The sequence below is a fragment of the Veillonella intestinalis genome (assembly GCF_943192895.1).
Taxonomy (GTDB): domain Bacteria; phylum Bacillota; class Negativicutes; order Veillonellales; family Veillonellaceae; genus Veillonella_A; species Veillonella_A intestinalis.
Genome location: NZ_CALPCB010000008.1, coordinates 1 through 25,335 on the forward strand (window position 1 = coordinate 1; position 25,335 = coordinate 25,335).

19 protein-coding genes, 1 tRNA gene and 1 pseudogene are annotated in these 25,335 nt (G+C 38.3%); 10 read left to right on the forward strand and 11 right to left on the reverse strand.

Annotated features, from left to right (window positions below; genetic code table 11):
* Positions 1-1,300: 1,300 nt before the first annotated feature.
* The 4 genes from NFR27_RS07345 to NFR27_RS07360 form a co-directional block, all read right to left on the reverse strand.
* The gene (locus NFR27_RS07345; protein ID WP_251442060.1) at positions 1,301-3,070 is read right to left on the reverse strand and encodes an ABC transporter ATP-binding protein; all 1,770 of its coding nucleotides are present in this window, start codon (positions 3,068-3,070) and stop codon (positions 1,301-1,303) included.
* Entirely contained in the window at positions 3,067-4,854 is a 1,788-nt protein-coding gene (locus NFR27_RS07350; RefSeq protein WP_251442063.1) for an ABC transporter ATP-binding protein, read from the reverse strand. Before NFR27_RS07350 ends, NFR27_RS07345 begins: the two co-directional genes overlap by 4 nt.
* A gap of 172 nt (positions 4,855-5,026) precedes the next feature.
* Complete coding sequence (locus NFR27_RS07355) at positions 5,027-6,373, reverse strand: hypothetical protein (protein WP_251442066.1); 1,347 nt, start codon at positions 6,371-6,373, stop codon at positions 5,027-5,029.
* Positions 6,374-6,486: 113 nt separating this feature from the next.
* Positions 6,487-6,768, reverse strand: a complete 282-nt coding sequence (locus NFR27_RS07360) for a helix-turn-helix domain-containing protein (protein ID WP_251442070.1) — start codon at positions 6,766-6,768, stop codon at positions 6,487-6,489.
* A 190-nt stretch (positions 6,769-6,958) separates the two neighbouring features.
* Here NFR27_RS07360 and NFR27_RS07365 point away from each other — a divergent pair.
* From NFR27_RS07365 to NFR27_RS07385, 5 genes are all read left to right on the forward strand, one after another.
* Positions 6,959-7,047: transfer RNA gene (locus NFR27_RS07365), tRNA-Ser, on the forward strand.
* Between the two features lie 409 nt (positions 7,048-7,456).
* Entirely contained in the window at positions 7,457-7,636 is a 180-nt protein-coding gene (locus tag NFR27_RS07370; RefSeq protein WP_251442073.1) for a hypothetical protein, read from the forward strand.
* Between the two features lie 56 nt (positions 7,637-7,692).
* Positions 7,693-9,186: a Sau3AI family type II restriction endonuclease gene (locus tag NFR27_RS07375; protein WP_251442076.1), complete on the forward strand. Its 1,494-nt coding sequence runs from the start codon at positions 7,693-7,695 to the stop codon at positions 9,184-9,186.
* A 49-nt stretch (positions 9,187-9,235) separates the two neighbouring features.
* Positions 9,236-10,486 (forward strand): DNA (cytosine-5-)-methyltransferase, encoded by a 1,251-nt coding sequence (dcm, locus tag NFR27_RS07380; protein WP_251442079.1) that lies wholly within the window; start codon positions 9,236-9,238, stop codon positions 10,484-10,486.
* A 112-nt stretch (positions 10,487-10,598) separates the two neighbouring features.
* The gene (locus NFR27_RS07385) at positions 10,599-11,771 is read left to right on the forward strand and encodes a PTS transporter subunit EIIC (protein ID WP_251442082.1); all 1,173 of its coding nucleotides are present in this window, start codon (positions 10,599-10,601) and stop codon (positions 11,769-11,771) included.
* 240 nt (positions 11,772-12,011) lie between these two features.
* On the opposite strand, the gene NFR27_RS07390 is transcribed toward NFR27_RS07385, so the two are convergent.
* Positions 12,012-13,379 (reverse strand): NCS2 family permease, encoded by a 1,368-nt coding sequence (locus NFR27_RS07390; RefSeq protein WP_251442085.1) that lies wholly within the window; start codon positions 13,377-13,379, stop codon positions 12,012-12,014.
* Between the two features lie 294 nt (positions 13,380-13,673).
* Between NFR27_RS07390 and NFR27_RS07395 the strand changes: the two are divergent.
* From NFR27_RS07395 to NFR27_RS07415, 5 genes and pseudogenes are all read left to right on the forward strand, one after another.
* Positions 13,674-14,096, forward strand: a pseudogene (locus NFR27_RS07395) (RrF2 family transcriptional regulator); the annotation flags it as partial.
* Between the two features lie 269 nt (positions 14,097-14,365).
* Positions 14,366-14,821 (forward strand): MarR family winged helix-turn-helix transcriptional regulator, encoded by a 456-nt coding sequence (locus tag NFR27_RS07400; RefSeq protein ID WP_251442091.1) that lies wholly within the window; start codon positions 14,366-14,368, stop codon positions 14,819-14,821.
* 85 nt (positions 14,822-14,906) lie between these two features.
* Entirely contained in the window at positions 14,907-16,109 is a 1,203-nt protein-coding gene (locus NFR27_RS07405) for an MFS transporter (RefSeq protein WP_251442096.1), read from the forward strand.
* A gap of 164 nt (positions 16,110-16,273) precedes the next feature.
* A complete protein-coding gene (msrA, locus tag NFR27_RS07410) occupies positions 16,274-17,263 on the forward strand; it encodes a peptide-methionine (S)-S-oxide reductase MsrA (protein WP_251442102.1) in 990 nt (329 codons plus the stop codon).
* Between the two features lie 523 nt (positions 17,264-17,786).
* Positions 17,787-19,277: an aldehyde dehydrogenase family protein gene (locus tag NFR27_RS07415; RefSeq protein WP_251442105.1), complete on the forward strand. Its 1,491-nt coding sequence runs from the start codon at positions 17,787-17,789 to the stop codon at positions 19,275-19,277.
* Between the two features lie 141 nt (positions 19,278-19,418).
* Here the strand turns inward: NFR27_RS07415 and NFR27_RS07420 are convergent, their stop codons facing one another.
* The 6 genes from NFR27_RS07420 to NFR27_RS07445 all read right to left on the reverse strand — a co-directional run bounded on the left by NFR27_RS07420 (position 19,419) and on the right by NFR27_RS07445 (position 25,040).
* On the reverse strand, positions 19,419-20,078 hold the full coding sequence (locus tag NFR27_RS07420; protein ID WP_251442107.1) for a radical SAM protein: 660 nt from the start codon (positions 20,076-20,078) through the stop codon (positions 19,419-19,421).
* Complete coding sequence (queD, locus tag NFR27_RS07425) at positions 20,065-20,403, reverse strand: 6-carboxytetrahydropterin synthase QueD (protein WP_115310671.1); 339 nt, start codon at positions 20,401-20,403, stop codon at positions 20,065-20,067. The genes NFR27_RS07420 and queD overlap by 14 nt, the downstream gene beginning before the upstream one ends.
* A gap of 31 nt (positions 20,404-20,434) precedes the next feature.
* Positions 20,435-21,664, reverse strand: coding sequence for an LL-diaminopimelate aminotransferase (locus NFR27_RS07430; protein ID WP_251442119.1), 1,230 nt, complete (start codon positions 21,662-21,664; stop codon positions 20,435-20,437).
* Between the two features lie 550 nt (positions 21,665-22,214).
* A complete protein-coding gene (locus tag NFR27_RS07435; RefSeq protein WP_251454951.1) occupies positions 22,215-22,940 on the reverse strand; it encodes a hypothetical protein in 726 nt (241 codons plus the stop codon).
* Positions 22,937-24,388, reverse strand: coding sequence for a sensor histidine kinase (locus tag NFR27_RS07440; RefSeq protein WP_251454954.1), 1,452 nt, complete (start codon positions 24,386-24,388; stop codon positions 22,937-22,939). The genes NFR27_RS07435 and NFR27_RS07440 overlap by 4 nt, the downstream gene beginning before the upstream one ends.
* Positions 24,366-25,040 carry a response regulator transcription factor gene (locus tag NFR27_RS07445; protein WP_115310675.1) on the reverse strand — a complete coding sequence of 225 codons (675 nt, stop codon included), beginning with the start codon at positions 25,038-25,040 and terminating at the stop codon, positions 24,366-24,368. Before NFR27_RS07445 ends, NFR27_RS07440 begins: the two co-directional genes overlap by 23 nt.
* Positions 25,041-25,335 lie beyond the last annotated feature (295 nt).

The window sequence follows — 25,335 nt, forward strand, 5'->3', positions numbered from 1 at the left end:
CCTTATTCGGGGGGCGTGGATTGAAGTTACTTGTGGCACGGGCAATATAAATCCTTGTGCTAGTCGCTCCTTATTCGGGGGGCGTGGATTGAAGTTTCGTTTCTCTTAACGCCAATTGTTGATACGCTAGTCGCTCCTTATTCGGGGGGCGTGGATTGAAGTGTCCGCTCTTAATTTGGCCTCTGCACTGGCTACAGTCGCTCCTCTTTTGGGGAGTGTGGATTGAAGTGTTGTCCCATTTATCTGGTTTGCCTCCGCCTGCTGGTCGCTCCTCTTTCGGGGAGCGCGGATTGAAGTAAACAGAGTGGGTACCGCTTAAAGAAAGAATGCGTGTCGCTTAAAGAAAGAATGCGTGTCGCTCCTCTTTCGGGGAGCGTGGATTGAAGTATTCCACCGGTGTTAGTCTTATACCCATTTGATGGTTGATCCTTTTTTTTGGACGCGAGAGTTTGGTAAGTTATTTGGTATAGAGGGCTGATTTTAAGAAAGAATATCTAAGAAATAAGGTTGCGTATAAAAATAAAACTACAGTATTATTTGTATCAGATGGACAATTAATATCAAATTAATATAAAAATAACTTTGCTAGAATATATAATAAATAGGGGTGTTTTGAAAATGGGTGAAATAAAAGAGTGGTACTGTCCATATTTTAATTCAACAATTGAAGATAGTGAATGTTATGATATTAATGCTGTTATAGATAGGTGTTTAAAGCCTAGTTCGGTTCCGGAAGTAAAGGAATGGGATAAAGCTATAATTTGTTGTGAGAATTGCATATACCGAGGATATTAAAGGAAATCATTACTTTGAGTGCTTTTTATGCTAGCGATAAGCAAGCGTGCAAGAAAAAGGGCAAAGAAACAGTCAAAGAAACCGCAAAAAGTCGGTAAAGAAATAGCAAAGAGATATAAAGAAACACCAATAAAATCAAATAAATACAAATACAAGCAAAGAAATACAAAAAAATACAAAGAAATATAAAAAACATAAAAAATATAAAAACATAAAAACATAAAAACATAAAAAAGAAAAGAGAAGTAAATAATAACGGAATGATAAATAAGAAGGAAAAATCCGTTAACAAGATAAAATAGAGAATATAGATCAACTTAAGTTGGAACATACTAGATAGTAAATATAAAAATATCCTCAAGCCATCAATTTTAGCAGAGAGCTAGAATTTGATAGGCAAGAGGATATTTTTTATAGACTGTTATATATAAAGGTTAAGCATATGATGTATATATTGGGGTTTATGTATTTTGTATTTTATATTTTAGAATCACGCATATTAGCGCTACACACTCATACCTTTAGCATAGTTTTCATATAACGTTGTATAGTAGCCACCTTTAGCCAACAGTTCTTGGTGTGTACCTTGTTCTACAATTTGACCTTGGTTAACTACAAGTAATAAATCAGCATCACGAATAGTTGATAGGCGATGGGCAATAACGATGCCTGTTCGGCCACGTAATAATTGTTGCATGGCTTTTTGCACCTCTACTTCGGTGCGTGTATCTACGTTAGCCGTAGCCTCGTCGAGTATGAGAATACGAGGGTTTGCTAAAAAGGCACGGGCAATTGTTAATAATTGTCGTTGGCCTTGCGATAGGTCATCGGCTCCATTTTTCAGTACCGTATCATAACCTTGTGGCAAGGTGCGGATAAAATGGTCAGCCATGGCAAGTTTCGCAACAGCAACGATTTCCTCACGTGTTGCTTCTGGTTTGCCGTATGCAATATTATCCGCAATGGTTCCTGTAAAAATCCAAGTGTCTTGTAGAACCATTCCTACTAACTGGTGGAGCGTTTTACGGCTGAGGTCCCGAATATCTACACCATCAATTGTGATTGAACCACCATTAATTTCGTAGAAGCGCATAAGCAAGTTAACAATCGTTGTTTTACCTGCCCCAGTAGGACCTACAATAGCGACAACATGACCGCCAGGAATTGTAAAGTTGACCTCATTCATTAATAACTTGTCAGGACTATAGCCAAAGCTTACATTTTGAAACTCGATAGTCCCTTTCAGTGCATCTGATTGGGTTGTCGTTTCAAATGAAGTGTTGGCACCAGAATCTTCTTCTGGTGTTTGATCAAGAATTTCATAAATTCGTCCTAACGCAGCTTGGGTTTCTTGAAATTTGGTTAAGATGTAGGAGCTACGTGAGATTGGATCGGAAACTTGTGTTACATAGAGGAAAAAGGCTTGAATATCACCTAGTGATATTTGACCACGCAATACAAGTAAGCCACCTTGAATAGCGACTAATACATAGCCTATCTGGTTGATAAAGTTTACTAGAGGCATAATAATTTGCCCCATAAAACCAGAGCGTCTTTCGTGTGTAAATAAGTTACGGTTTAGTTGGTTTAGATTATCGGAAGTGACTGTTTCTAAATTGAAGGCTTGTACAATTTGTTTGCCTGATATTAGTTCTTCAACACCACTATTAACAGCACCCAGCGCTTCTTGATTATGAAGATAGATGGTGCGAGCTTTTTTTGAGGTAATCACTAAGCCAATGATACCTAAAACGATAATACCGATGATAATGCTAGCCAGTAAGGGGCTAATCCAAAGCATCATAGCAAGGGCGCCGATGATGCCAATGAATGATGAAATTAACCCAGGAATACCTTCTCGAAGGGTTTCACTAATGGAGTCTAAATCGCTAGTAATTCGGCTTAATAAATCGCCACGATTATGATTGTTGAAATAGGACATAGGTAATCGATAGAGATATTCGCTCACTCGATTACGCAAATTTAATACCATGTTTTCCGCTACACCAGCAATAATATATTCGCCTACATAGGTAAATATAGAATGACCACTATATAGAATGATTAGCATGAGAATGGTATCGGTAGTATTGTCGATAATATAAGAAATATCTTGATTACTACGCAAGCCTTGAACAATCGCATCTACGATTTGGCCCAGTAGTTTAGGGGCAATAATTTCAAAACAAGCGGCCAAAATAAGGGCAAAAATAATTGCAATCAGCCAGCCCCATTGTGATTTTGATTCATAGAGAAAACGTCTGAATAATGTCATAGGGCCACCTCCTGAGAGGCCACAATTTGTTGATAAATTGGGCAGTTTTCTACGAGCTCATCATGAGTTCCTAGACCGACCGCACAGCCTTGATTAATAACGAGAATTTTATTCGCTTTGCGAGCGGCACTTACTTTTTGCTCGATGGAAATAAAGGCTCGTTGTGGGAAGTCTGCAATTTCATGAGCCACAGCTTTGCGAACTTGTTGCTCAGTAATACCGTCTAAGGCAGAGAAACTATCGTCAAAGATAAGTAAGTTTGGTTGACGAATGAGTGCTCTTGCCATAGCTAGTCGTTGGCGTTGACCACCAGATAAATTGGTGCCCCCTTGTGATAATTGATGTTCATAGCCATCATTAAAACGGCTGATAAATTCGTGAGCCCCTGCTAGTTTACAAGCTCGTTCCATATCAGCTAATGATAAGGTCGACGTAGTATTAGGGGAATTTTCAGATGGCTTGGTACCATGAATGCCGTATTCTAAGTTCATAGCAATAGAGCCAGTAAATAAATAGGCTTTTTGTGGTACATAGCCGATTTGAGCTCGCACAGTATGTATAGGCTGCTCAAAAATAGATTGCCCTTGGAATAAAATATCGCCAGATTCAATTGGATAGAGTCCCAGGATTAATTTAGCAATGGTACTTTTGCCAGAGCCAATATCACCCATAATAGCTAAGGTTTCACCAGCTTGTAAGGTGAATGAAATGTTGTGTAACGCCGCTTCTTCTGCATTGTCGTAGCGGAACGTAACATTGCGAAACTCTAAAACTGGTGAATTTAAATTAGAAGCCGAACTCTCATGAATACTAGGTTCTTGCTCTGTTTTAGTATATGGCGTGAGTGGATGGGTGAATAACTCTTGCACCCGTTGATAACAAATAATTGCTTCAGGCACGTCTAATAGAACAAAGACCGCCATTAATAGGTTGAGCAAAATGAGCGTTGCATATTCGATGATAGCCATAATATCACCGATTTGAATATTACCAGCACTAATTTGGTAACCACCGAGCCAAAGAATAACGACCGTACTCATATTAAAGATAATAAGAATACTTGGTAAACCAATCGCATAGGTGCGTGATAGGCGGGCTGATGAGCGCGCAATATTGCTAAATGCAGATTTTTCACGTGATTGTTCGTCATTGCTACGGTTAAACGCTCGAATAACGGCCATCCCGATCATATGGTCACGAACTAGATCGGTAATATAGTCTAATTGTTGTTGGACTGATTTTACAATAGGCAGTGCTTTTTGCTGTAAGAAGGCCATAATGGCCACCATGATTACCATCAAGCTTAAAATCACAAGACCTAATTCGAAACTTTTGTAAAAAGTTAAGCCTAGACCAACGAGAATCATGAGTGGCATAGGCAGAATCATGTTAATGCCTTCCGCCAAAACAGATTGAATTTTTTCTACATCACGAGTGGCACGCATTAGTAAGGTACCCGTTCCATATTTTGAAAAGTCTGTGAGTGAAAAGTCTTGTAAGGCTTGCACTAACTGTTGGCGTAGACGAAGGCTGACACTAGCAGCAATATGTGAGCTCATGTAAACGGCACTAATAGAAGCAACGACAGTTAGTAAGGAGGCTCCCAGCATAGATATACTAAGAGCGCTGATTGTGTCTAAATCGCCATGCAATACCCCTTGGTTGATAATGTCAGCTGTTAATGTTGGCACGATGAGTGCGCTGACTACATGTATAAGTGATAATATACAGGCTGCAAAAAAAGCCCATTTTACAGGGCTTAAATATGTATGTATAAATTTCATATATATATTTTCCTTTCCCCAGTAATGTTCAAGGGCATTATAGCATATTGCTAGGTAATAAGAAACCATAAGAAACGTATGTTAGATATGAAAAAGTGTAATACAGAGGCAAAAAAATATAGAAAAAACAAGAATATAGATATATAGAAGTATAAAATATAATTAAATAAGATTATTTGATTATTTTTACAGTATATCCATTGGCGTGGATATTGCTGTTAGTAGTGTCCTCATTGTGCAGGTCGGTTAAATAGGAATCGGCCGTAACATTCCAAATAGAGTCTTTGCTGAGAAAGAGGCTGGCCTTCTTGGCTGTGTGATTAGGATTAATTGCCCCGGTTAGAGTAGAGCCTTGATTTAATTTAATCTCTACAGTGCTAACATTGTCTGCTTTGATATGCCCATTGAGACTTTGTTTGTTGGCAGTGAGTTTAACTTGACCGCCGTTTTTACCATTACGACCCCATTCATTGGCTTTAGCCTCTAATATGGTGTCACTATGTGGTGCGTGTAAGTCTACTTGTTGTAGCTTAATTTGGCCCTTTGTGTTAGATACTGTGAAAAATGGTGTTCGTCCCGTATTGGTAAGGGTACTGTTTTGAATTGTTAATTGAGTTGTGCCGTCATCAGCGGTATTAAGGTCACTGAAATATAAGTTGAAACCGTCAGCACCAGTCAGGCTTGCTTGCGTTAGGTTCACTTTGGTAGCTCCTTCTAATACACCTAAGGCACTGTGGCGCGCTTCGCCAGTTAGGCCCGTTAATTTCATAGTTCCTGTTGTTGAAATGAGAGGACTATTGAAACCGTTGGTAGTGAGTTGGAGTGTGGCGGCTATTAATTCGCTCTTAGCTTTACTGCCGATGAGTAAAGCGGGGCTACGATCGCCATACGTAGTAATGGCACTTTGTTTTATGGTGGCTACGGCACCATAAGCTAAAGATAAGCCTGGTGAAACGCGTCCATCAGTTCGCAACGTGATGCCCGTGGCTTGTATTTTAACATCTTGACCACTGCCGACTAAGGCGGCAGATCCTTGTCCATTGGTACGTAATGTGCTATTGGTTATAGTCGCTTGGCTATAAGGGGCTACTAAGAGGGCTGCATTTTGGCCACGCCAAAGAGCAATGCCTTCGTTATCCGCATTACCTGTTTTAGAAAGGGTAGCCCCTTTTAATTTGGCGTGACCTGTTTTTTGCACGAGTATTACATTTTCATTGTGTTTGGTATTAGTAAGACTCTTTTTAAAGGTTTGCGTACCATTAACTACTTTAGTAGCTTTGAATTTATAGTTTTTATTTACTTTTTTGCCTTTTTTGATATCATTATCAGAATCGCTGACAAGACCTAACAGTTTGCCTGCTGCTTTAATAGGGTTAATCGTGGGCATGTCAGGCAATACTTTGCTAGCTACATAGGCACTGACTGGATCGGCTGCGTACATAGTTGGTGTTGTGTATATGGTGAACGTGCTACCAATGAGGGTAGCAGTTATGATTCGTTTGAGCAATGTGTGTTTCATAGGAACTCCTTTGTTGGTGAAATGGGGGAGAAAAATAAGATAATTTAATATATATTATACCGTAGGCCACTTGCAGAATAAAGAAAAGCTAATAAAAAAGAGCCTGTACAGAATCATGTCTGTATAGACTCTAAACATATTTGTTGATCTTTTTCGCTGAGGTTTAACAGCATACCTACTTCGATTTGTAATCCTGTAGCAATATGGACTAGCATTGCAATGGATACATTGTCGTTGTATTTGCCTCGTTCAATGCGACCAAGAGCTCCAGGACTGATAGAGGCTTTACTGGCTAGCTCGTCTTGCGTTAAACCGCGCAAGGTTCGATAGTAGGCAATGCGTGCGCCGATTTGTTTAATTACAGCCCGCTTTTTTATATCTATATCTTTGTCCACTTAGGTCACCTCGCAATGATTGTATTATGGCGTATTAATTACATATATAAATTATGTCATAAAACGATTAGAAGGAAGGCGCCTAAATGTGGTGTATTTGCGACTAAATAGTTTTCTTTTGTATTTTAAAGCTTAAGGACTTGATTTGTTGGTCAAAACAAGGTAATATAGTAGGGTAATAATTAAATATGGAGAGGTGTCCGAGTGGTTTAAGGAGCTGGTCTTGAAAACCAGTGACTCCGCAAGGGGCCGTGGGTTCGAATCCCACCCTCTCCGCCATCTAATACGGCTTTTACTTGATAATATTCAATAAAAGTCAAAACCCCTATAAAGCTAGTTATTGACTAGGATATAGGGGTCTTTTTATGTCCGCATGTTATTCTCGTTTAAGGCTATTTTGTGCAATAATAAGTAATGCTTTGTTAACAATTTGTTAACATTTTTTTGGTTATAAGCTTGTAATGTTTGGATTGTTTTTCCCCTTCCTCTTACCTTATTTGTTACATAGCTGTAGAGGACTATTCTTAATAAATTTTAAAATAATTAAAGGATTTATCGATAAGGTCAATTACTTAGAATAATATTTTAGTGAACCCTATTAGCATAAAAGATTCGAAAGATTATAGAAATATAAGGCTTGATCTTTTCTTATAGATATTGTAGACTTTTAGATAAGGAGGGATATGTTATGAAATATAAATCTGAAGTATTAACTATGATGGATTCTGATTATGAGGCTTTCTGTAAAGCTTTATTCAGTATAGAGCTAGACGTTAATAATCAGGAAGAATTGGCGTTATTATATGCTCGGTATATGAGAGGGGATAATATTTCCTTATTAAATGAAAACCTTGTAGTAAAGGAATAATTAAAACTGGTGACTTTATGTTATAATAAGCCATACGTTCAATTTTTGCGAGAAGTATGGTGATAACAGTGACTAAGTTACCTTATGATAAAACAAATCCGGCAGACATTTTGAGATATTCAGAAGAATTAGAAGGAATTACTTTTCAGAATGTACTCCAAAAAATCTTTAGAGGTGAAGAATTAGAAGAAAAAGTAAAATATTATGATAATCCGCGTAGTAAAGGTGGTCTTGGCAATTTATTAGAAGAACACTATTATTTTTATTCACCCAATAGTATTTCAGACGCTGATTTTGTTGAAGCCGGCGTAGAATTAAAGGTTACACCTTATGAGATAAATAAAAATAACCAATATAAAGCGGGCGAACGTTTGGTTATTACAATGATTCCGAATAATGAACCTATATCGGATGATTTTGAAACTTCTCATTTAAAACAAAAAATTAGTCATATTTTAATGGTTTGGTATGAAAGAATTCGTGGTGAAGCACGGACTAAGCAACGAATTCAGTACGTTAACTTATACAATTTATATAGTGAAATTTGTAAGAATGATTTAGAGATTATTCGTAATGATTATAAACGAATTACTGAGAAGATTATAGCAGGTAAAGCCCATGAATTGTCCGAAGGTGATACGCAGTATTTGGGAGCTTGTACAAAAGGGGCGACTGCTGAACGTAGTTTGCAACCACAGTATTATAATGATAGTATTCCGGCAAAACGGCGTGCATTTTCTTTGAAACAGTCGTATATGACATATGTATTAAATCAGTATGTTAAAAAACGTAAAATGAGTTTTGATGCTATTTTTACACCAGCTGATTTACAGAAGGCAGATTTAGAAACTCAAGTTATTGAACGGATTGAAAAGTATGTAGGTAACACTGAAGACGCATTATATTCCATGTTCGGTTTTACATATACGCAAGGTAATCGGCCAAAACATATTAATACATTATTAGTTAATCGAATGCTTGGGGTTCAGACTGATCAAGCTGAAGAATTTGCAAAAGCAGATATTAAGATTAAAACAATTAGAGTTCAGAAGAATGGTAAGCCAAAAGAAAGTATGTCGTTTCCAAAAATAAAGATTAAAGAGTTTGTTAAGCAAGACTTTGAGGAGTCTGCTGAATATAATTTTTTCCAAGAAACTAAGTTCTTGTTTGTTGTCTTTAAAGAGACAAACACTGGTGAATATATTCTAAAAGGTGCTAAATTTTGGAATATGCCAATTATAGAATTAGAAGAAATTGGTAGAGTTGAATGGGAGTCATATAAGAAAAAGTTTTTAACTGGAGTTAATTTTACTATAACTAAAGATAAATCCGGTAAAGAAATTATTAAAAATGATTTACCTAGTAAATCAGAACATACAATATTTCATTTACGACCACATGCACAAAAGAGTGCTTATGTAATTAACGGTAAACGTTATGGTATGGGAAATGATAGGGATATGGATGACTTGCCAAATGGAGATAAAATGACTTGCCAATGTTTCTGGTTGAATAATGATTATATTGCAAAGATTATTGAAGATATATAACAAATTATTTAATGAAATAATTTGTTTATTATAAAGGAGATTATAGTTAATGAGGCTAACTGTAGCAGAGTTGTTTGCTGGTGTTGGAGGATTTCGTGTAGGGCTGAATCATATCGAAGAGGTTGATATGCAAGAGCGAGCTGTTGAAAATGGTCCTTGGGAATTTGTATGGGCTAATCAGTTTGAACCATCTACTAAGGAACAACATGCTTTTAATTGTTATGTAACACGATTTGGTGAAGCAAATCACTCTAATCTTGATATTCATGAAGTGGATAAAAGAAAAATTCCAGATCATTCGTTAGTAGTAGGTGGATTCCCGTGTCAAGATTATTCAGTAGCACGCTCTTTATCTAACGAGCAAGGGATTGAAGGGAAAAAAGGGGTTTTATTTTGGGACATTAAAGATGTATTAGTGGCAAAACAGCCCCCATTTGTTTTATTAGAGAATGTAGATCGTCTTTTAAAATCACCAGCCAGTCGTCGTGGTCGAGATTTTGCAATTATGCTAAAAACGTTTGATGAACTCGGCTATATAGTGCAATGGCGCGTATTAAATGCAGGCGAGTATGGAATGCCTCAGAAACGGCGCCGTGTATTCATTTGGGCGCACAAGCGTGATTTACAGTATTCGCAGGAATTTTTAAATAACGTTCTTGATTTAAAAGAAAATAACATTTTTAATCAAGTTTTCCCTGTCGTGGACATAGAAATCTCTAAAGATATTGACTTGAATATATATGAGTCTATTTTAGAAACTTCTAATGGGTACAAGGACGGAAAATTCTTAGAGACAGGCATAATGGTTAATGGACATGTTATACATGGAAAGCCGTTAGCTAGAATGGAAGTTGTCTATCCATTGTCTAATATTTTAAAAAAGGCACAAGTGTATAATGAAGATTTGTTAGTATATAAAGTCTCTGAAGATAAGTTAGAAAAATGGCAATATTTAAAAGGACCAAAGAAGATTGAACGTACATCTAGTAATGGGCATAAGTATATTTATAGTGAAGGTGGGATGGCTTTTCCTGAAAAAATGGATGAACCAGCTCGAACAATGCTTACTAGCGAAGGCACTTTAAATAGATCCTCTCATATAGTATTTGATGAAAGCTTACACGCTTATCGTATTTTGACACCAGTGGAATGTGAGTTAATTCAAATGTTTCCACCTAATTGGACGGATACGATGCCAAATAGAAAGAGATATTTTATGATGGGAAATGCTTTGGTTACGGGAATTGTATCTCGATTAGAGCCAGTGATACGCAATATTATTGAACAAGAGGTAGAATAAGAAAGGGATACCCTCATTGTCTGAGGGTATCCCTTTTGTTATACTTATATAGCGGTCGTACGCAATACTAATAATGTAATTATATAATTTTTCATATATTCAAGGAGCTTTTATGTCATCCACATATTCTGTTTACCGTCGTATTAAATTAGCTGCCAATGGGACGATTGACTTATTGTCATCTTTATTTTTGCCTATCATAGCGTTATTAGTATCTACTGGTATTTTAAAAGGCCTTTTTATTCTGCTCATGGTGAATCAGTTTGTATTGCCTGAAACGAGTACATATGCGATTTTAAATGCTATGAGTGATGCTTTTTTCTATTTTATACCCGTATTTTTAGCATATACAGCGGCTAAGCGTTTTCAAGTAGATCCCTTTACAGCTATGTTACTTGCCTGTGTATTAGTATATCCTGATGTTACGCAGCTTATGAAAGCACCTGCGGCAGGTGGTATGGAATCAGCAGAAGCGTTAGTCAAAGGTATGACAGGGCAGTCAAATTGGGGAGGTCCCGATTTATTCGGCTTGCCAGTAGGACAAGTGATGTATCCTTCATCCGTGATTCCTATTTTATTAGCGGTGTACTGCATGCAGTACGTTCAACGATTAGGGGAAGGGTTATTTCCTGAAGCGGTACGGGGACTATTTACGCCACCTTTATGTATTATTGTAATGACTCCATTTACACTTGTTGTATTAGGACCCATTGGCACTTGGTTAGGGGCTTTATTGGGTACTGGTTATGAATTAATTTATAGTTTAAGTCCTTTATTAGCCGGGCTAGTCGTAGGGACGGTACAGCCGTTTTTAGGGATGCTTGGTTTGCAGTGGGGATTTTTCCCTATTGCAATTAATAATGTAGCGGTATACGGCTTTGATACCTTAATGCCTTTGTTTAGTTCTGCTATGTTTGCCCAAGCGGGCGCTGCATTAGCGGTAGCGGTGAGGACACGTAATACATTATTTAAGTCAGAGGCTTTTTCTGCAGGGATTATTGCATTATTAGGGGTTACGGAACCCGCTGTATTTGGTGTCACACTTCGTTTGAAACGGCCTATGGTCTGTGCCTGTGTAGCTGGTGGTCTTGGGGGTGCCGTGGCAGGCTTTTTCAAGGTGAGCGCTGCATCTTTTGCCATTCCCGCTGTTACGACCTTGCCAGTCTTTATGGGGCCTTCATTTCTTTGGTATGTAATAGCCTTGGGTCTCGCTTTTGGATTAAGCTTTGTGTTGACTTTGATAGTTGGTTTTAAGGACATTGTAGATATATCAGATAGTAAGTAAGTACAGTCGAATATTGGGTGATGGCTTTACATTTGATATAGGTTTTGCTATAGTAAAGTTGCTAGATGGGTGGAACTGAGTATCCAGTGTTGAAACCCTATCACTAGAGGGCGGGCGGCGATACTGCGACGGACCGCCTCTGATGAATAAAATAAAGCTGAATAAAAAAAAGGTTGTAACTTCTATGTACGTGCATAGTTATTACAACCTTTTTTGTTAATAGTTTAGATTATTATTAAATTAGTACCAAATGTAGCGAATTAATACGATGATTGCTAGTGGGTACATAATCCAGTGTACTTCTTTAGTACGACCAGCGATAATTTTAAGAAGTGGGTACATGATTAAGCCTGCCGCTACACCATTAGCAATGCTGTAGGTGAAAGGCATTAAGGCGATAACCATGAAGGATGGGAAGGCTTCGGTCCAATCGGAGAAATCGATGTCGCGAATTGGTTCCATCATAAGGGCCCCGACTAAGATTAAAATTGGAGCTGTCGCACAGTTTGGTACGAGGGTAATAAGTGGTGCAAAGAGCAAGGCTAAGAGGAATAGCACGCCACAGGTAACCGCTGTTAAGCCTGTACGACCACCTGCACCTACGCCAGCCGCACTTTCTACGAATGCTGTAATGGTACTAGCCCCGAGTAAGGCCCCAAAGCTAACGCCTACAGCATCAACCGTCATGGCTTTGCCAAGACCAGGGAATTTACCTTCTTTTGGATTGGCAATACCCGCTTTAGTAGCAGTACCAATTAGGGTCCCCATGGAGTCGAATAATTCTACAAAGGTGAAAGAGAAGATAATAGTTACTAGGCCAAGATGCATGGCACTGGCAATGTCGAGTTCAAAGAAAGCTGCTTTGCTGAAATCTGGAATGGCCATAATAGAGAAGTTTTCAGGGAGCTGAGCATTCCCTGTTACATAGGCTAAAATACTAGTCACTACAGCGCCGATAATGAAAGCCCCTTGTACATTGCGCGCCATTAAGAGGGCGGTAAAAATAAGACCAAAAAGAGCTAATGCTACTTGTGGATCCATAAGATTGCCTAAGGTTAGGATTGTTTCAGAGGAACCTGGTGTGGAATGACCTTGCGTAGCCACAACTTGGGCAAGACTATCTGGTGACAAGGATAGTGTTACGGTCATAAGACCAGATAATTTTAAACCGATGATGGTAATGAATAGGCCGATACCGACAGTAATCGCGATTTTCATGGCGGCAGGAATGCCTTCTACGATATGTTGGCGCACAGTAGTCAGTGTTAAGAACAAGAAGACTAGACCTGAAATAAATACGGCACCTAAGGCTGTTTGCCAAGCAATGCCCATACCTAGTACAACGGTAAAGGTATAAAAGGCGAGTAGTCCAACGCCTGGGGCCAAACAGATTGGATAGTTAACGAGAACCCCCATAGCTATGGTAACTAGGCCGCCACCTAAGGCTGTAGCGATGAGAACTGCATCTTTGTCCATGCCAGCAATGCTAAGTAGATTAGGCGCTAGAAATAGGATGTACGCCATGGTGATAAAGGTAGTTAAGCCGGCGATAATCTCACCTTTCACCGTTGTGTTGCGCTCTTTGAGGGCAAACAATTTTTCTAACATAATAACCTCCTAATAGATGGTATAGAAATAATTTCATCCCTATTGTATCATGGTCTATAGGAATTGTGGAGAGTTAATTATATTATTTAAATTTATTAAAAATAACTATTAATATGTAGTGCTAATTAAAATATAGTGAGATCCTATAAATTCTTCATTAAGGACTGTTTTTTTGCAAGGTAACTGTATAAAATCTACTAGATTCAGGAAGTTTTTAATTCCCCTCTATGATAGGGGAAAATACTGTGTTATAATGAATTTAGTAATTCCTACTGTGAAAGAGGTATATGAGAGATGAAAATATCAACTAAGGGTCGTTATGCTTTACGCGTATTAGTTGACCTAGCAGAAAATGGTAAGAAGAAAAACGTTTCAATCCGTGAAATTGCGGAACGTCAGCGTATTTCTGATAAATATTTAGAAGGTATTGTAGCACGTCTAAGTGCCGCTGGATATGTTAAGAGTGTTCGTGGTAAATATGGTGGATACCGTTTATCTATGGAACCTAAAGATTATACAGTGTATGATATTTTGCGGGCTGCTGAAGATTCCATCGCTTTAGTTGCTTGTTTGGAAGATGAAGTCAATCAATGTCCCCGTAGCAAGACCTGTATGACCTTGCCTTTATGGGAGCATATGCAAGCACAGTTTAAAGAGTATATGGAAAAATTAACATTGCAAGATGTGTTAGATAAGAAATTCGACGTTCCTACAGATGATGAAGCTGATGAGGTTGAAGTGGCCGTTGCTACACAGGCCATGGCTGATAAGGATGCTTCTGAAACGGGTGAAGACGATACTACAACGGCTGATGTAGCAGCTCATGCATCTGTATAAAACTTTATGGTTAGACGCGCCTTTGAGTGAAACTTGAAGGGCGTTTTTCTTTTCTAGTTCATTAATTACAAGGGATATTAACTTGACAGTGCTAGTATAGTTGTATAGAATTATATTGTAAGCTAATTAATTGAGACGAGGAGATAACTTTGATAGAAAAAAATATAGATGAATTGGCGTTAAGGAATCAATTATGCTTTCCTTTATATGCCTGTGCTAAGGAGATTGTTCGAGCCTATCAGCCATTACTAGAGCCATTAAATTTGACATATACGCAGTATATTGTCATGATGGTTCTGTGGGAACATAGTCATTTGAACGTTAAATCCCTTGGTGAATACTTATATTTAGATTCCGGTACTTTAACCCCTTTATTGCGTAAAATGGAAGCAAAGGGCTTTTTAACACGTACTCGTTCTAAAGAAGATGAGCGGACTGTTATTATCTCAATTACTGAGGAAGGTCGTGCCTTACAAAAACGAGTAGCCCATGTGCCTCAAGCTATGGCTAACATAGTGGAGTTAACGCAGGACGAGTTTGAAACTATGTATCGGTTATTGTATAAGATGATTGCCCAACTTACTGGGCGTGAACAAAAAGAATAAGACATGTTGTAAGTTGTAGCGTTGTAAGCTCCTTGGATATACTTCAAGGGGCTTTTGCGTACTTTTAGAAGAAAGAAGGAATCGTATGGCAGAATCTAATGGTGGTATGCGAAATGTTTGGATTTTAACAGTCTGTATGACAGGTTTATCTATATGCTACACCATGCTGGTCCCTTTTTTACCAGTTTATTTATTAGAATTAGGGGTAGAACACGATCGGGTCGCTCTATGGTCTGGGGTTGTATTTTCAATTACTTTTTTTGTAGCTGGTGTTATGGCGCCTATTTGGGGGCGCATGGCGGATACTCGCGGGAAAAAAATAATGGCAATCAGGGCCGGCATTTTTATCGGCATTGCCTATATTTTAACTGGCTTTGTACAAGATGCTTGGCAGTTATTAGCTACTAGAGCACTTATGGGCTTTGCTAATGGTTTTATGCCGGCAGCGATGACGATGGTATCCCTCAGTGTGGCTAAAGAAAAAACAGGAACGGCCTTAGGGATTTTTCAGACGGGTTTGATTGTTGGTAACGTAATTGGACCATCCTTAGGGGGTTTGATTGAAGCGGCTGTTGGCATGCGTCCCGTATTCTTTATTGCTGGGATTGTTTTATTTATTGCCAGTGCTGTGGTATTTTTCTTTGTAAAAGAACCAAAAGTGACCGAAGAGGCTACTGTTACAACGAGTTCGTTCCGTGAAGATTGGCAGTTTGTGAAACAGCGCAAAGTGTTAACGGATTTGTTGTGGTTGTTCTTTATTATGCAGTCAGCTATTTTAATGTTGCAACCAATTCTAGCTCTTTATGTAGGTCAGTTACAGGGCACTATGGAAGGAGCGGCCTTATTATCAGGGATGATTTTAAGTATTGGTGGCTTAGCTGGGGCGGTAACTACTAATTTGTGGGCTGCTTTTGGTCAGCGCAAAGGTTATTTTAAAGCCGTTTGTTATGCTCTTTGTGGTACGGGCTTATTTTTATTCTTACAAAGTATGCCATTAGGAATTACCTGGTTTGGGAGTTTACAAATTTTAGTGGGCTGTTTTATTGTGGGCGTTAATCCTCTATTGAGTGCAGCTGTAGCTCATTATACAGAACCAGCTTTTAGGGGGCGTGTGTTTGGGATGACCACGACTGCTAATCAGTTCGGTTCGATGGTAGGTCCTTTATTTGCTAGTGGTGTTACTACTTTATTGGGGATTCAATATGTATTTTTAGTAACAGGGACGTTGCTAATGTTTGTAGCTTATCAAGTATATCAACGGCGTGTAAAATCTGCTGATGCTTTTTAAAATTATATTTTATCCTATATATGTAGTATGATATAATATATAGAGATATATCTATGTATATCTAATGAATATTAATGGTAGGTTATTTTTCAGTATAAAATATTGGTAAAGTAGCTTATATTAATACATTGAGAGAGAGTTCTATGAAAGAGAGGGTTTGTTATATGAATGTACAAACTGTATATGGTGATAAACGTACCATTTATGTGGCTGGTGGCTGCTTCTGGGGTGTAGAAGGTTACTTTAAACGAGTTAAAGGGATTGTGGCAACTGAAGTAGGCTATGCGAATGGTAAAACAGAAGCGCCTACTTATGAGCAGGTTTGCAAGGAAGACACTGGTCATGCAGAAACTGTTAAGTTAGAATATGATCGCCACATCATTACGTTAGAAGAGATTTTACTTCATTTATTGCGCATTGTAGATCCTTATTCTGTTAATAAACAAGGTGGCGATGTAGGCGTTCAATACCGCACAGGCGTGTATTATACTGATGAAGCGGATAAGGCAAAAGTAGAGCGTTTGTTTAAACATGTAGACCCAGAAGGTAAATTTGCCATTGAAGTAAAGCCTTTAGAGCAATTCTTTGATGCGGAAACATATCATCAAGATTATTTAGATAAAAATCCTGATGGCTATTGCCACGTATCTTTGCACAAAGCGGATGAACCACTTGTAGGCTTGCCAGCTTATGTGAAAGAAGATGCAGATGCTTTGAAAGCACGTATTGGCGATGATGCTTATGCTATTACGCAAGAGAGTGCTACCGAAGCACCGTTCACAGGGGAATATGATGACCACTTTGAACGAGGTATTTATGTAGATATTGTCAGTGGTGAGCCATTGTTTATGTCTGCTCATAAATATAACTCCGGCTGTGGTTGGCCTGCTTTTTCACGACCAATCGTGGCGAATGCCGTTGACTATAAAGACGATGATTCTATTATAGGCCGTCCTCGTGTTGAAGTGCGTAGTGCTCATGGCGACTCCCATTTGGGTCATGTATTTACAGATGGCAAGGCAGAATTAGGTGGCTTGCGCTATTGTATTAATAGTAAATCTTTGCGCTTTATTAAAGCGGACGATATGGTGGCAGAAGGCTACGGCGCTTGGCTACCTATGCTAGAAGCGGAAGAAGCAGAAAATAATAAATAAAAGATCTTGTTTTAGTTACGGGCAATATTAGTTGCCATTAGCTACTTACTTAATTAGTTATTATTAGTTACTTACTTAATTAGTTATTGTTAGTTACTTACTTAATTAGTTACTAGTTAGTTACGGCTATTTATTTACAAGCTATATACGCATTATTTATAAGCTATATATGCAAGGGACTAAGATAAGCGAGATAATATGAAATCGAAGAAGCAACGCTTAACATGAATACATGGAAAGCGTTGTTTTTTTGTATATAATCAAAAATACTATAAAAGTGATAATTTAAGATGTATATCTTTACAATGAATACAAAATACTTGTACATCCTATATTGAAAAATATCTATTTAGGGTGTATACTTAATATATAGAAAAAAATAGATATTATAGAAATGATATGTATGGCTTTCTAATTTGTGTGACATATTGATTAGCATATCGTAAGTATGATAATGGATAATTACAGAACCTAAACAAGTCATTGTTTACCAAGGCTTGTTTTATTACAAGGAGGAATGAATATGTCTTTAAATTTAAGAGAACAATACGGTTTATTTATTAATAACAAGTGGGTGCCAGCTAGTGATGGTGGCACATATGAAGTACATAGCCCAGCTGATGGTCAGTTATTGGCCAAAGCAGCTGAAGCAACTAAAGAAGACGTAGATGCAGCTGTAGTAGCAGCTACTAAAGCATTTGAAACTTGGAAAAAAACAAGCCCTCAGGAACGTTCTGAGTATTTGCTTAAAATTGCGGATGCCTTAGAAGCACATGCTGAACATTTCGCAATGGTAGAATCCTATGATAATGGTAAGCCAATTCGCGAAACTCGTGCTGTAGACGTGCCGTTTGCAATCGATCATTTCCGCTACTTCGCTGGTGCGATTCGTGCCGAAGAAGGAGCTGCTACAATGCTTGATGAAAACACATTGTCTCTTATTTTAAATGAGCCAATTGGTGTTGTTGGTCAGGTTATTCCTTGGAACTTCCCATTCTTGATGGCAGCTTGGAAAATTGCGCCTGCATTAGCAGCTGGTTGTACAATCGTTATTAAACCATCCAACCATACATCACTTAGCTTGTTAGAATTTGCTAACATTTTCCAAGAAATCTTACCACCAGGTGTTGTAAATATTATTACTGGTAAAGGTTCCCGTTCTGGTCAGTATATTCTTGATCATCCTGGTTTCAACAAATTGGCCTTCACTGGTTCTACTGAAGTAGGTCTTAATGTATATAAAGCAGCTTCTGAACGCTTGATTCCAGCTACTCTTGAATTAGGTGGTAAATCTGCTAATATCTTCTTTGAAGATGCAAAATGGGATATGGCTTTAGATGGTGCTATGCTTGGTATCTTGTTTAACCAAGGTCAAGTATGTTGTGCTGGGTCCCGTATCTTCGTACAAGATACAATTTATGACAAATTCGTTGCTGATTTAACTAAGTTATTTGACAAAGTTAAAGTAGGTATGCCTTGGGATGATAGCACTGAATTAGGGGCTCAAATCTATGAAGCACAAACTGAAAAAATTCTTGAATATGTAGAGATTGCAAAACAAGAAGGTGCTCGCATTGCAGCCGGTGGTGTACGAGTTACTGATGGTGAATTTGGCAAAGGTTGTTTCGTTCGTCCAACGCTAATTGTAGATGCTACTAATGATATGCGCGTAGCTCGTGAAGAAATCTTCGGACCAGTTGCAGTAGTTATTAAATTCCATAGCGAAGACGAAGTAATTAAGATGGCTAATGACAGCATTTATGGTCTTGGCGGTGGTGTATGGACTCGCGATATCAATCGTGCAGTTCGTGTAGCTCGTGCTATTGAAACAGGTCGTATGTGGGTTAACTGCTATAATAGCATTCCAGCTGGTGCTCCATTTGGTGGCTATAAACAGTCTGGTATTGGCCGTGAAACTCACAAAGTTATCTTAGAACATTACAGCCAGAAGAAGAGCATTCTTGTGAATATTGGTGAAACACCATCTGGTTTGTATAACTTAGATGTTGAATAAGAGCGTACTGTTATATAATCGTATAAGTTTGTAATAGTAAAATTAGTAACATTATAAATAGTACAGATTAGTAGACTATAAAGTAGTTAAAATAAAAACCGTGGCGACTTCAGTGTGAACTGAGGTCGCCACGGTTTTTTGTTATACCCCTTTAGCATCAGGATCCCATATAAATTTATGAATTTGTAATTGTAAACGTACTTGTTGTAAGTGATTGGTGAGGAGATACTCCACAATTTCTTTAGGGTCAATTTTACCGAATACAGGGGAGACGAAGATGTGTCCTTTCGGTTGTTTAGTCGTAATGATTTCTTTCATTTTTTGTAGATCACTATAGGAGCTGACTACAAATTTGAGTACGTCTTTTTCTGAGAGGGCTTCACAGAGCGTTGGCTGCATATGTTCTTCCGCCGCTGAGTCAGGGCATTTATAATCGAAGGTGTAAAATACATTAGCTCGTTGAAAAGGCGGTAAAATACTACCATTGGTTTCAATATTGAACTCGTAGGGGCCATAAGGAGTTGTTCGCGTGCTTAGAAGATCAATTAACTCTTCCACTTCTTTAGCTTGAAGGAGTGGCTCGCCACCAGTAATTGTAATATAGCGATTGCCTAAGGCGTCTAAAGCATCGGCCATGTCTGCTACGGTATGAGTTTCAAAGACTGCATCATCACCATAGCTGTAGAGTGTATCACAATATACACAGCGGAGATTGCAGTCATGAAGGCGGAGAAAGGAACAGGGAAAACCTTGACGAGTTCCTTCCCCTTCGATAGAGCTAAAGAGCTCAATCACGTTCATAGATAGCCACGTTCCCTTCAGATTCTTGCACTACGACTTTGAAACATTTTTCACCTAATTCGTCAGCAATCCATTTAGCCATGTTTTCAGCTGTTGGATTAATATCGCCCATAATATCATTGACATGTTTATGATCAAGGCGACCATGAATAGCTTCTTTTATGTGACCAAAATCAATAACCATGCCGTTTTCATCAAGTTCAGCACTGCGTGCATAGATGTGTACAATCCAGTTATGGCCATGTAAATTTTGACACTTACTTTTATAGGTTAATTTTAATTGATGTGATGCACTAATTTCTAACTTTTTTACAACAGTAAACATGTAATCCTCTCTTTATATGTATACTTCAAATTTATATTTCTAAGGTTTTAATACGCTCGATGGCACGCAAGGTATTTTCACGACTACCAAAGGCAGTGAGGCGTAAATAGCCTTCGCCACAAGGCCCAAAACCTGCACCAGGGGTGCTTACAATATGCACTTTTTCTAGTAGCAAATCGAAGAACTCCCAGCTAGTCATACCTGTTGGCACTTTGAGCCAAATATAAGGGGCGTCAACGCCACCAAATACGGTGAGACCAATGGCTTCAAGGCCTTCACGGATGATACGAGCATTTTCTTTGTAGTAAGCAATGGCTTCCCGTGTTTGTTTATAACCTGCTTTTGAATAGACTGCTTCGGCAGCGCGCTGAATGATATAAGGCACACCATTGAATTTTGTGCATTGACGACGATTCCAAAGTTCATTTAAGGCTTGTTTATTACCATCTGCTGTGTTGATAGTTAAGCTTTTTGGTACTACCGTATAGGCACAGCGAGTACCGGTGAAACCCGCTGTTTTAGAGAAGGAGCGGAATTCGATAGCTACATCACGAGCGCCTTCAATTTCATAGATACTATGGACGGTGTCTTCACTACTAATAAAAGCTTCATAGGCGGAGTCGAACATGAGCACCGCATCGTTAGCTTTGCACCAATCCACCCATTCTTTAAGGCGTTTACGACTTAATACGGTGCCTGTTGGATTATTTGGGCAGCAAAGGTAAACGATATCAACTCGTTTGGCAGGAAAGTCTGGGGAGAAATTATTTTCTGCATTGGTTGGTAAATATACGATATTTTCAAAGTGACCATCTACAAATTTTCCAGAACGACCACTCATTACATTACTGTCCAAGTATACGGGATATACTGGATCAGTAATGGCCACCGTATTATTAGCACTAAATAATTCTTGGATATTGCCCACATCAGATTTGGCTCCATCAGAAATAAATACTTCATCAATTGCTAAATCGATGCCAAGGGGTTTGTAATCGTGATCGACTACAGCTTGGCGTAGGAACTCATAGCCTTGTTCAGGGCCATAACCACGGAAGGTTTCCGCATGGCTCATTTCGTCTACGGCTTTATGCATAGCTTCGATAACAGCTGGTGCTAGTGGTTGGGTTACATCGCCAATGCCAAGGCGAATGATGTCAGCCTTAGGATTGGCTTTTTGAAAGTCCGCCACTTTACGTGCAATATTAGCAAATAAATAGGAACTTTGTAGATTGGCATAGTTTTCATTAATTAGAGCCATAGGAGACCTCCTTTTAGTATAAGTACATATTGGTGTAAGTACATATTGGTGTAAGTACATAATTATTACTATATTATAGAATTATAGAGCCTTTGTCCTAAGTTCTAGCGTATTGCTAAAGCTAGCACACTATATAAATACTATATAATATAGAAAATATTAAATTTATTGTTTTATTTTACTATATTTAGGACCTTTATGGCAATAAAGATAGTAAAATAAAGAAAAACAGGAATCCGGGGAGGGATTCCTGTTTTTCTTGTAAGGGGAGTGTTAGTGTTAATCAAATGAAATATTGATTACCTATATCGGCCGAACAGGGAGGGTTCAGATTCGATATAGTTCCCTGTAATCAATGATACAGGCAATCCGAATGGGGTATCGGAATTACCATTCATTTGATAATATAATCATAAGCCACCAAAATGAATGGAAAATGAACATTTTGGCGATTTATCGAGTTTTTTTGTGAAAAATTCGTATTTTATTTAATGGACGAAATGGGCAGTAAACCGCTTGATATATATAGCTTGTCAATTATCCTAGGATATTAGTGTACTATAGATTTAATTATATGTCCATTAACCCCGTCAATAATTAATTCATAGGTTAAACCAGAGCGTGTAGCCTTAATTTGATAGAAAGGATGTGTTTGAAATTCCTGTGGGGGTGTACGACTAAAATCATTAGCCGGCATAGCTTTGTTAGTTGTGGTAGTAGGAGCTGCTTCTTTGGTGACAGTTCCTTCCGGTACTGGGTCTACTAATGGGCCTTGATTTCCTATAGATGATTTATGGGTAGCTTCGTTTTTAATAGGCATTTTGAGTGGTGGTAAGGACGCTACATTACCTTCTTCTTCGCCAGGAATCACCATTTTATCAGGATCATTCATCAACTCTTTATCAGTGCTACTTTGACGAGCATGACCTTTGCGGACTTGCGGAGGGACTGGTAAATCATCAAATGCTATGAGGGCAATTTCTTTAAAGGAGAGTTCATTTAAAGAAACGCCTGTATTAATAGCTGTTAGTTCTTTGATACGTTCTTCGCTGAGTAATGTTAAATTGTTGGCGAGAGCTTGTGCTTTTATCATTTCAGAACGGGCAGCTACTACTTTTTCCTGTTCTTCTGCCTTTAGGTAGTCGTGAATCCCATAGATGATGGCACCGATAATACTGACTGCAATGAAGATAGAGAGTATGCGACGAATTCGTCGCGTCGGTGGCTCTGTATCAGTGGTTTCAACAGAAGAAGAGGGTTGTATTAAATGTTTCATGGTAAATCCTTTCCAGAGGCCTCAGCGGTCGTTGTAGGAAATTCCAAAATAAAGCTAGTTGACACATGAGGTTCACTTACAGCATAGGCTTTGGCATGATGTAACTTTATGATGTTTTGTACAAAATAGAGTCCCAGTCCAAGACCTTGGTCTGCTTTTTTAGTACGAGCCTGATCGACTTGATATAAGCGATTCCAAATCTTTGCTAAATCTTCTTGGCTGATGCCAGCGCCATTATCAGTGACGATAATGCGAATGGCTTCATCGGCTTTTTCTAAGGCAATTGTAATAGTATCATTGGTGAATTTAATTGCGTTATCGACTAAGTTGCCAACGGCACGTTTTAAAAATGGAAGATTACCGGTTATGGATAGATTTGGTTCAAGGTTTGCCTGTAAGGTTATCTGTTTTTCCTTACAGATACGTTGATAGCTATCAACGACTTCTTGCATCATTTGACTTAAATCAAGAGGATCTTTTTTTATGTTAGCCATATTATCAAGGCGTGCAATATCAAGTAATTGCGTAACCATAGCTGTCATAAAACGGCTTTGCTGGAAAATATGTTCAAAACTTTCTTTAGCTTCGTCTATAGTATTGATATAGGCTCTGCCAAAATCACTTTCTGCTTGAATAACAGCAATTGGTGTTCGCAATTCATGAGATACATCCGAACTGAATTGCTTTTCTCGCAGTGAGGAGTTTTCTAAACTATCCAGCATGCTATTAAAAGTTTGCGATAGGGCTGAAATTTCATCATGACTATCGACTAATTGTTCAATACGTTGTGATAAGTCGCGTTTTTGTCCGATAGTAGCCGCTGTTTGGGTCATATTACGAATAGGCCGTAAGCCTCGTTTTATAATCCAGTAACCACCACTAGTTCCAATTACTAAGAAGATGACACCACCTAAAATAAGTGACCAGAGCATAATATTGGCAGCACGGCTTGCTGTAGTAGCAGGTAACACACCACGAACCCAACCGTGAAAGGCTGGATCAGCTACTGGGGCATCATAATAGTAGAAGGTCGCATTTTTTACAGTTATTTCTGTAATGTGATGGGGGGAGAGCATACTTTCTGGTGGAAAGCCATCAGGAATAGCCCCTTTAATAGCCACCCCGTTGTCCATATAGAGTACCGTAAAAACACCATCTTGGAAGGGTCTAAAACGCATCAAATTATCGGCTGTGTTGATAACTCGTGATTGCAAGGTACTACGCATTTCAGAGTCTTCCCACAATTGTGTAAATTGTAGAATGAAGACGGATAGCATGAGTAACATAAGGAGCAAAAAGATAGAGTACCAACCAGTGATTTTTAAAGTAATGGGCAATCGGTTAAAAGGATTGCCTAAGAGTCCGTTTTCGTTGCGGACAAAGAGGGAACGAAACCAGTGTCCCATTCCCTGCAAATTTGATTCCTTATTCTTCCACTTTGAACACATAGCCAACACCTCGTACGGTATGAATTAATTTGGCTTCGTCGGCTACGTCAAGTTTCTTACGCAAGTCTTTAATATATACATCTATTAAGTTAGAATAACTTTCATAATCATATTCCCATACATGGTCAAGGATTTGTTGACGGGATAATACGATGTTTACATTACTTGCTAAATAATATAATAGGTCGAATTCTTTGGCTGTTAATACTAACTCATGGCCATGTAAAGTAGCGGTACGACTTTGGCTATTGATTGTCAAAGGACCAGCTTCTAAATCATTGTGAGCATGGTTGTAGCTACGACGAGATAAGGCGTAGATACGAGCAATTAACTCTTCAAATTCAAAAGGTTTTACTAAATAGTCATCTCCACCATGATTAAAACCTTTGATTTTATCTTGAAGGGCATCTTTCGCTGTTAAGAATAAAACGGGTGTTTTATTACCTTCTTGGCGCAAATGTTGTACTACTGTGAAACCATCCATTTTAGGGATCATTACGTCCATTACAACAACATCATAGCTGGATGTATTGATATGGTCTAATGCGGTCTCACCGTCAAAACAGCAGTCTACTGTCATGGACTCTACGCGGAGGCGTTTGGCGATAATATTATTTAACATTTCTTCGTCTTCAACTAGTAAAACTTTCATATAATCACTCCTGTCTTACAGAAATAAGCCTGTTTCACACCCAATATGGAAGGTAACAGACTATAATCAAACACAAATATATTTGATGCTCTTCGTAATTAATTATAACAATTAATTAATAGCAATTTTATGCGCCCAGTATAACGTAAGGGAATGAACTCATTATGAAGAGATATCCTTTGGGCATTAAATTTATGATAACTAAATTGTGCACCTTTGTGTTTTATGCATAGATTAGACGTTTTTTGGACGTTTAAAGGAAAAACAGAAAAAAACAGAAAAAAACGATGATAAT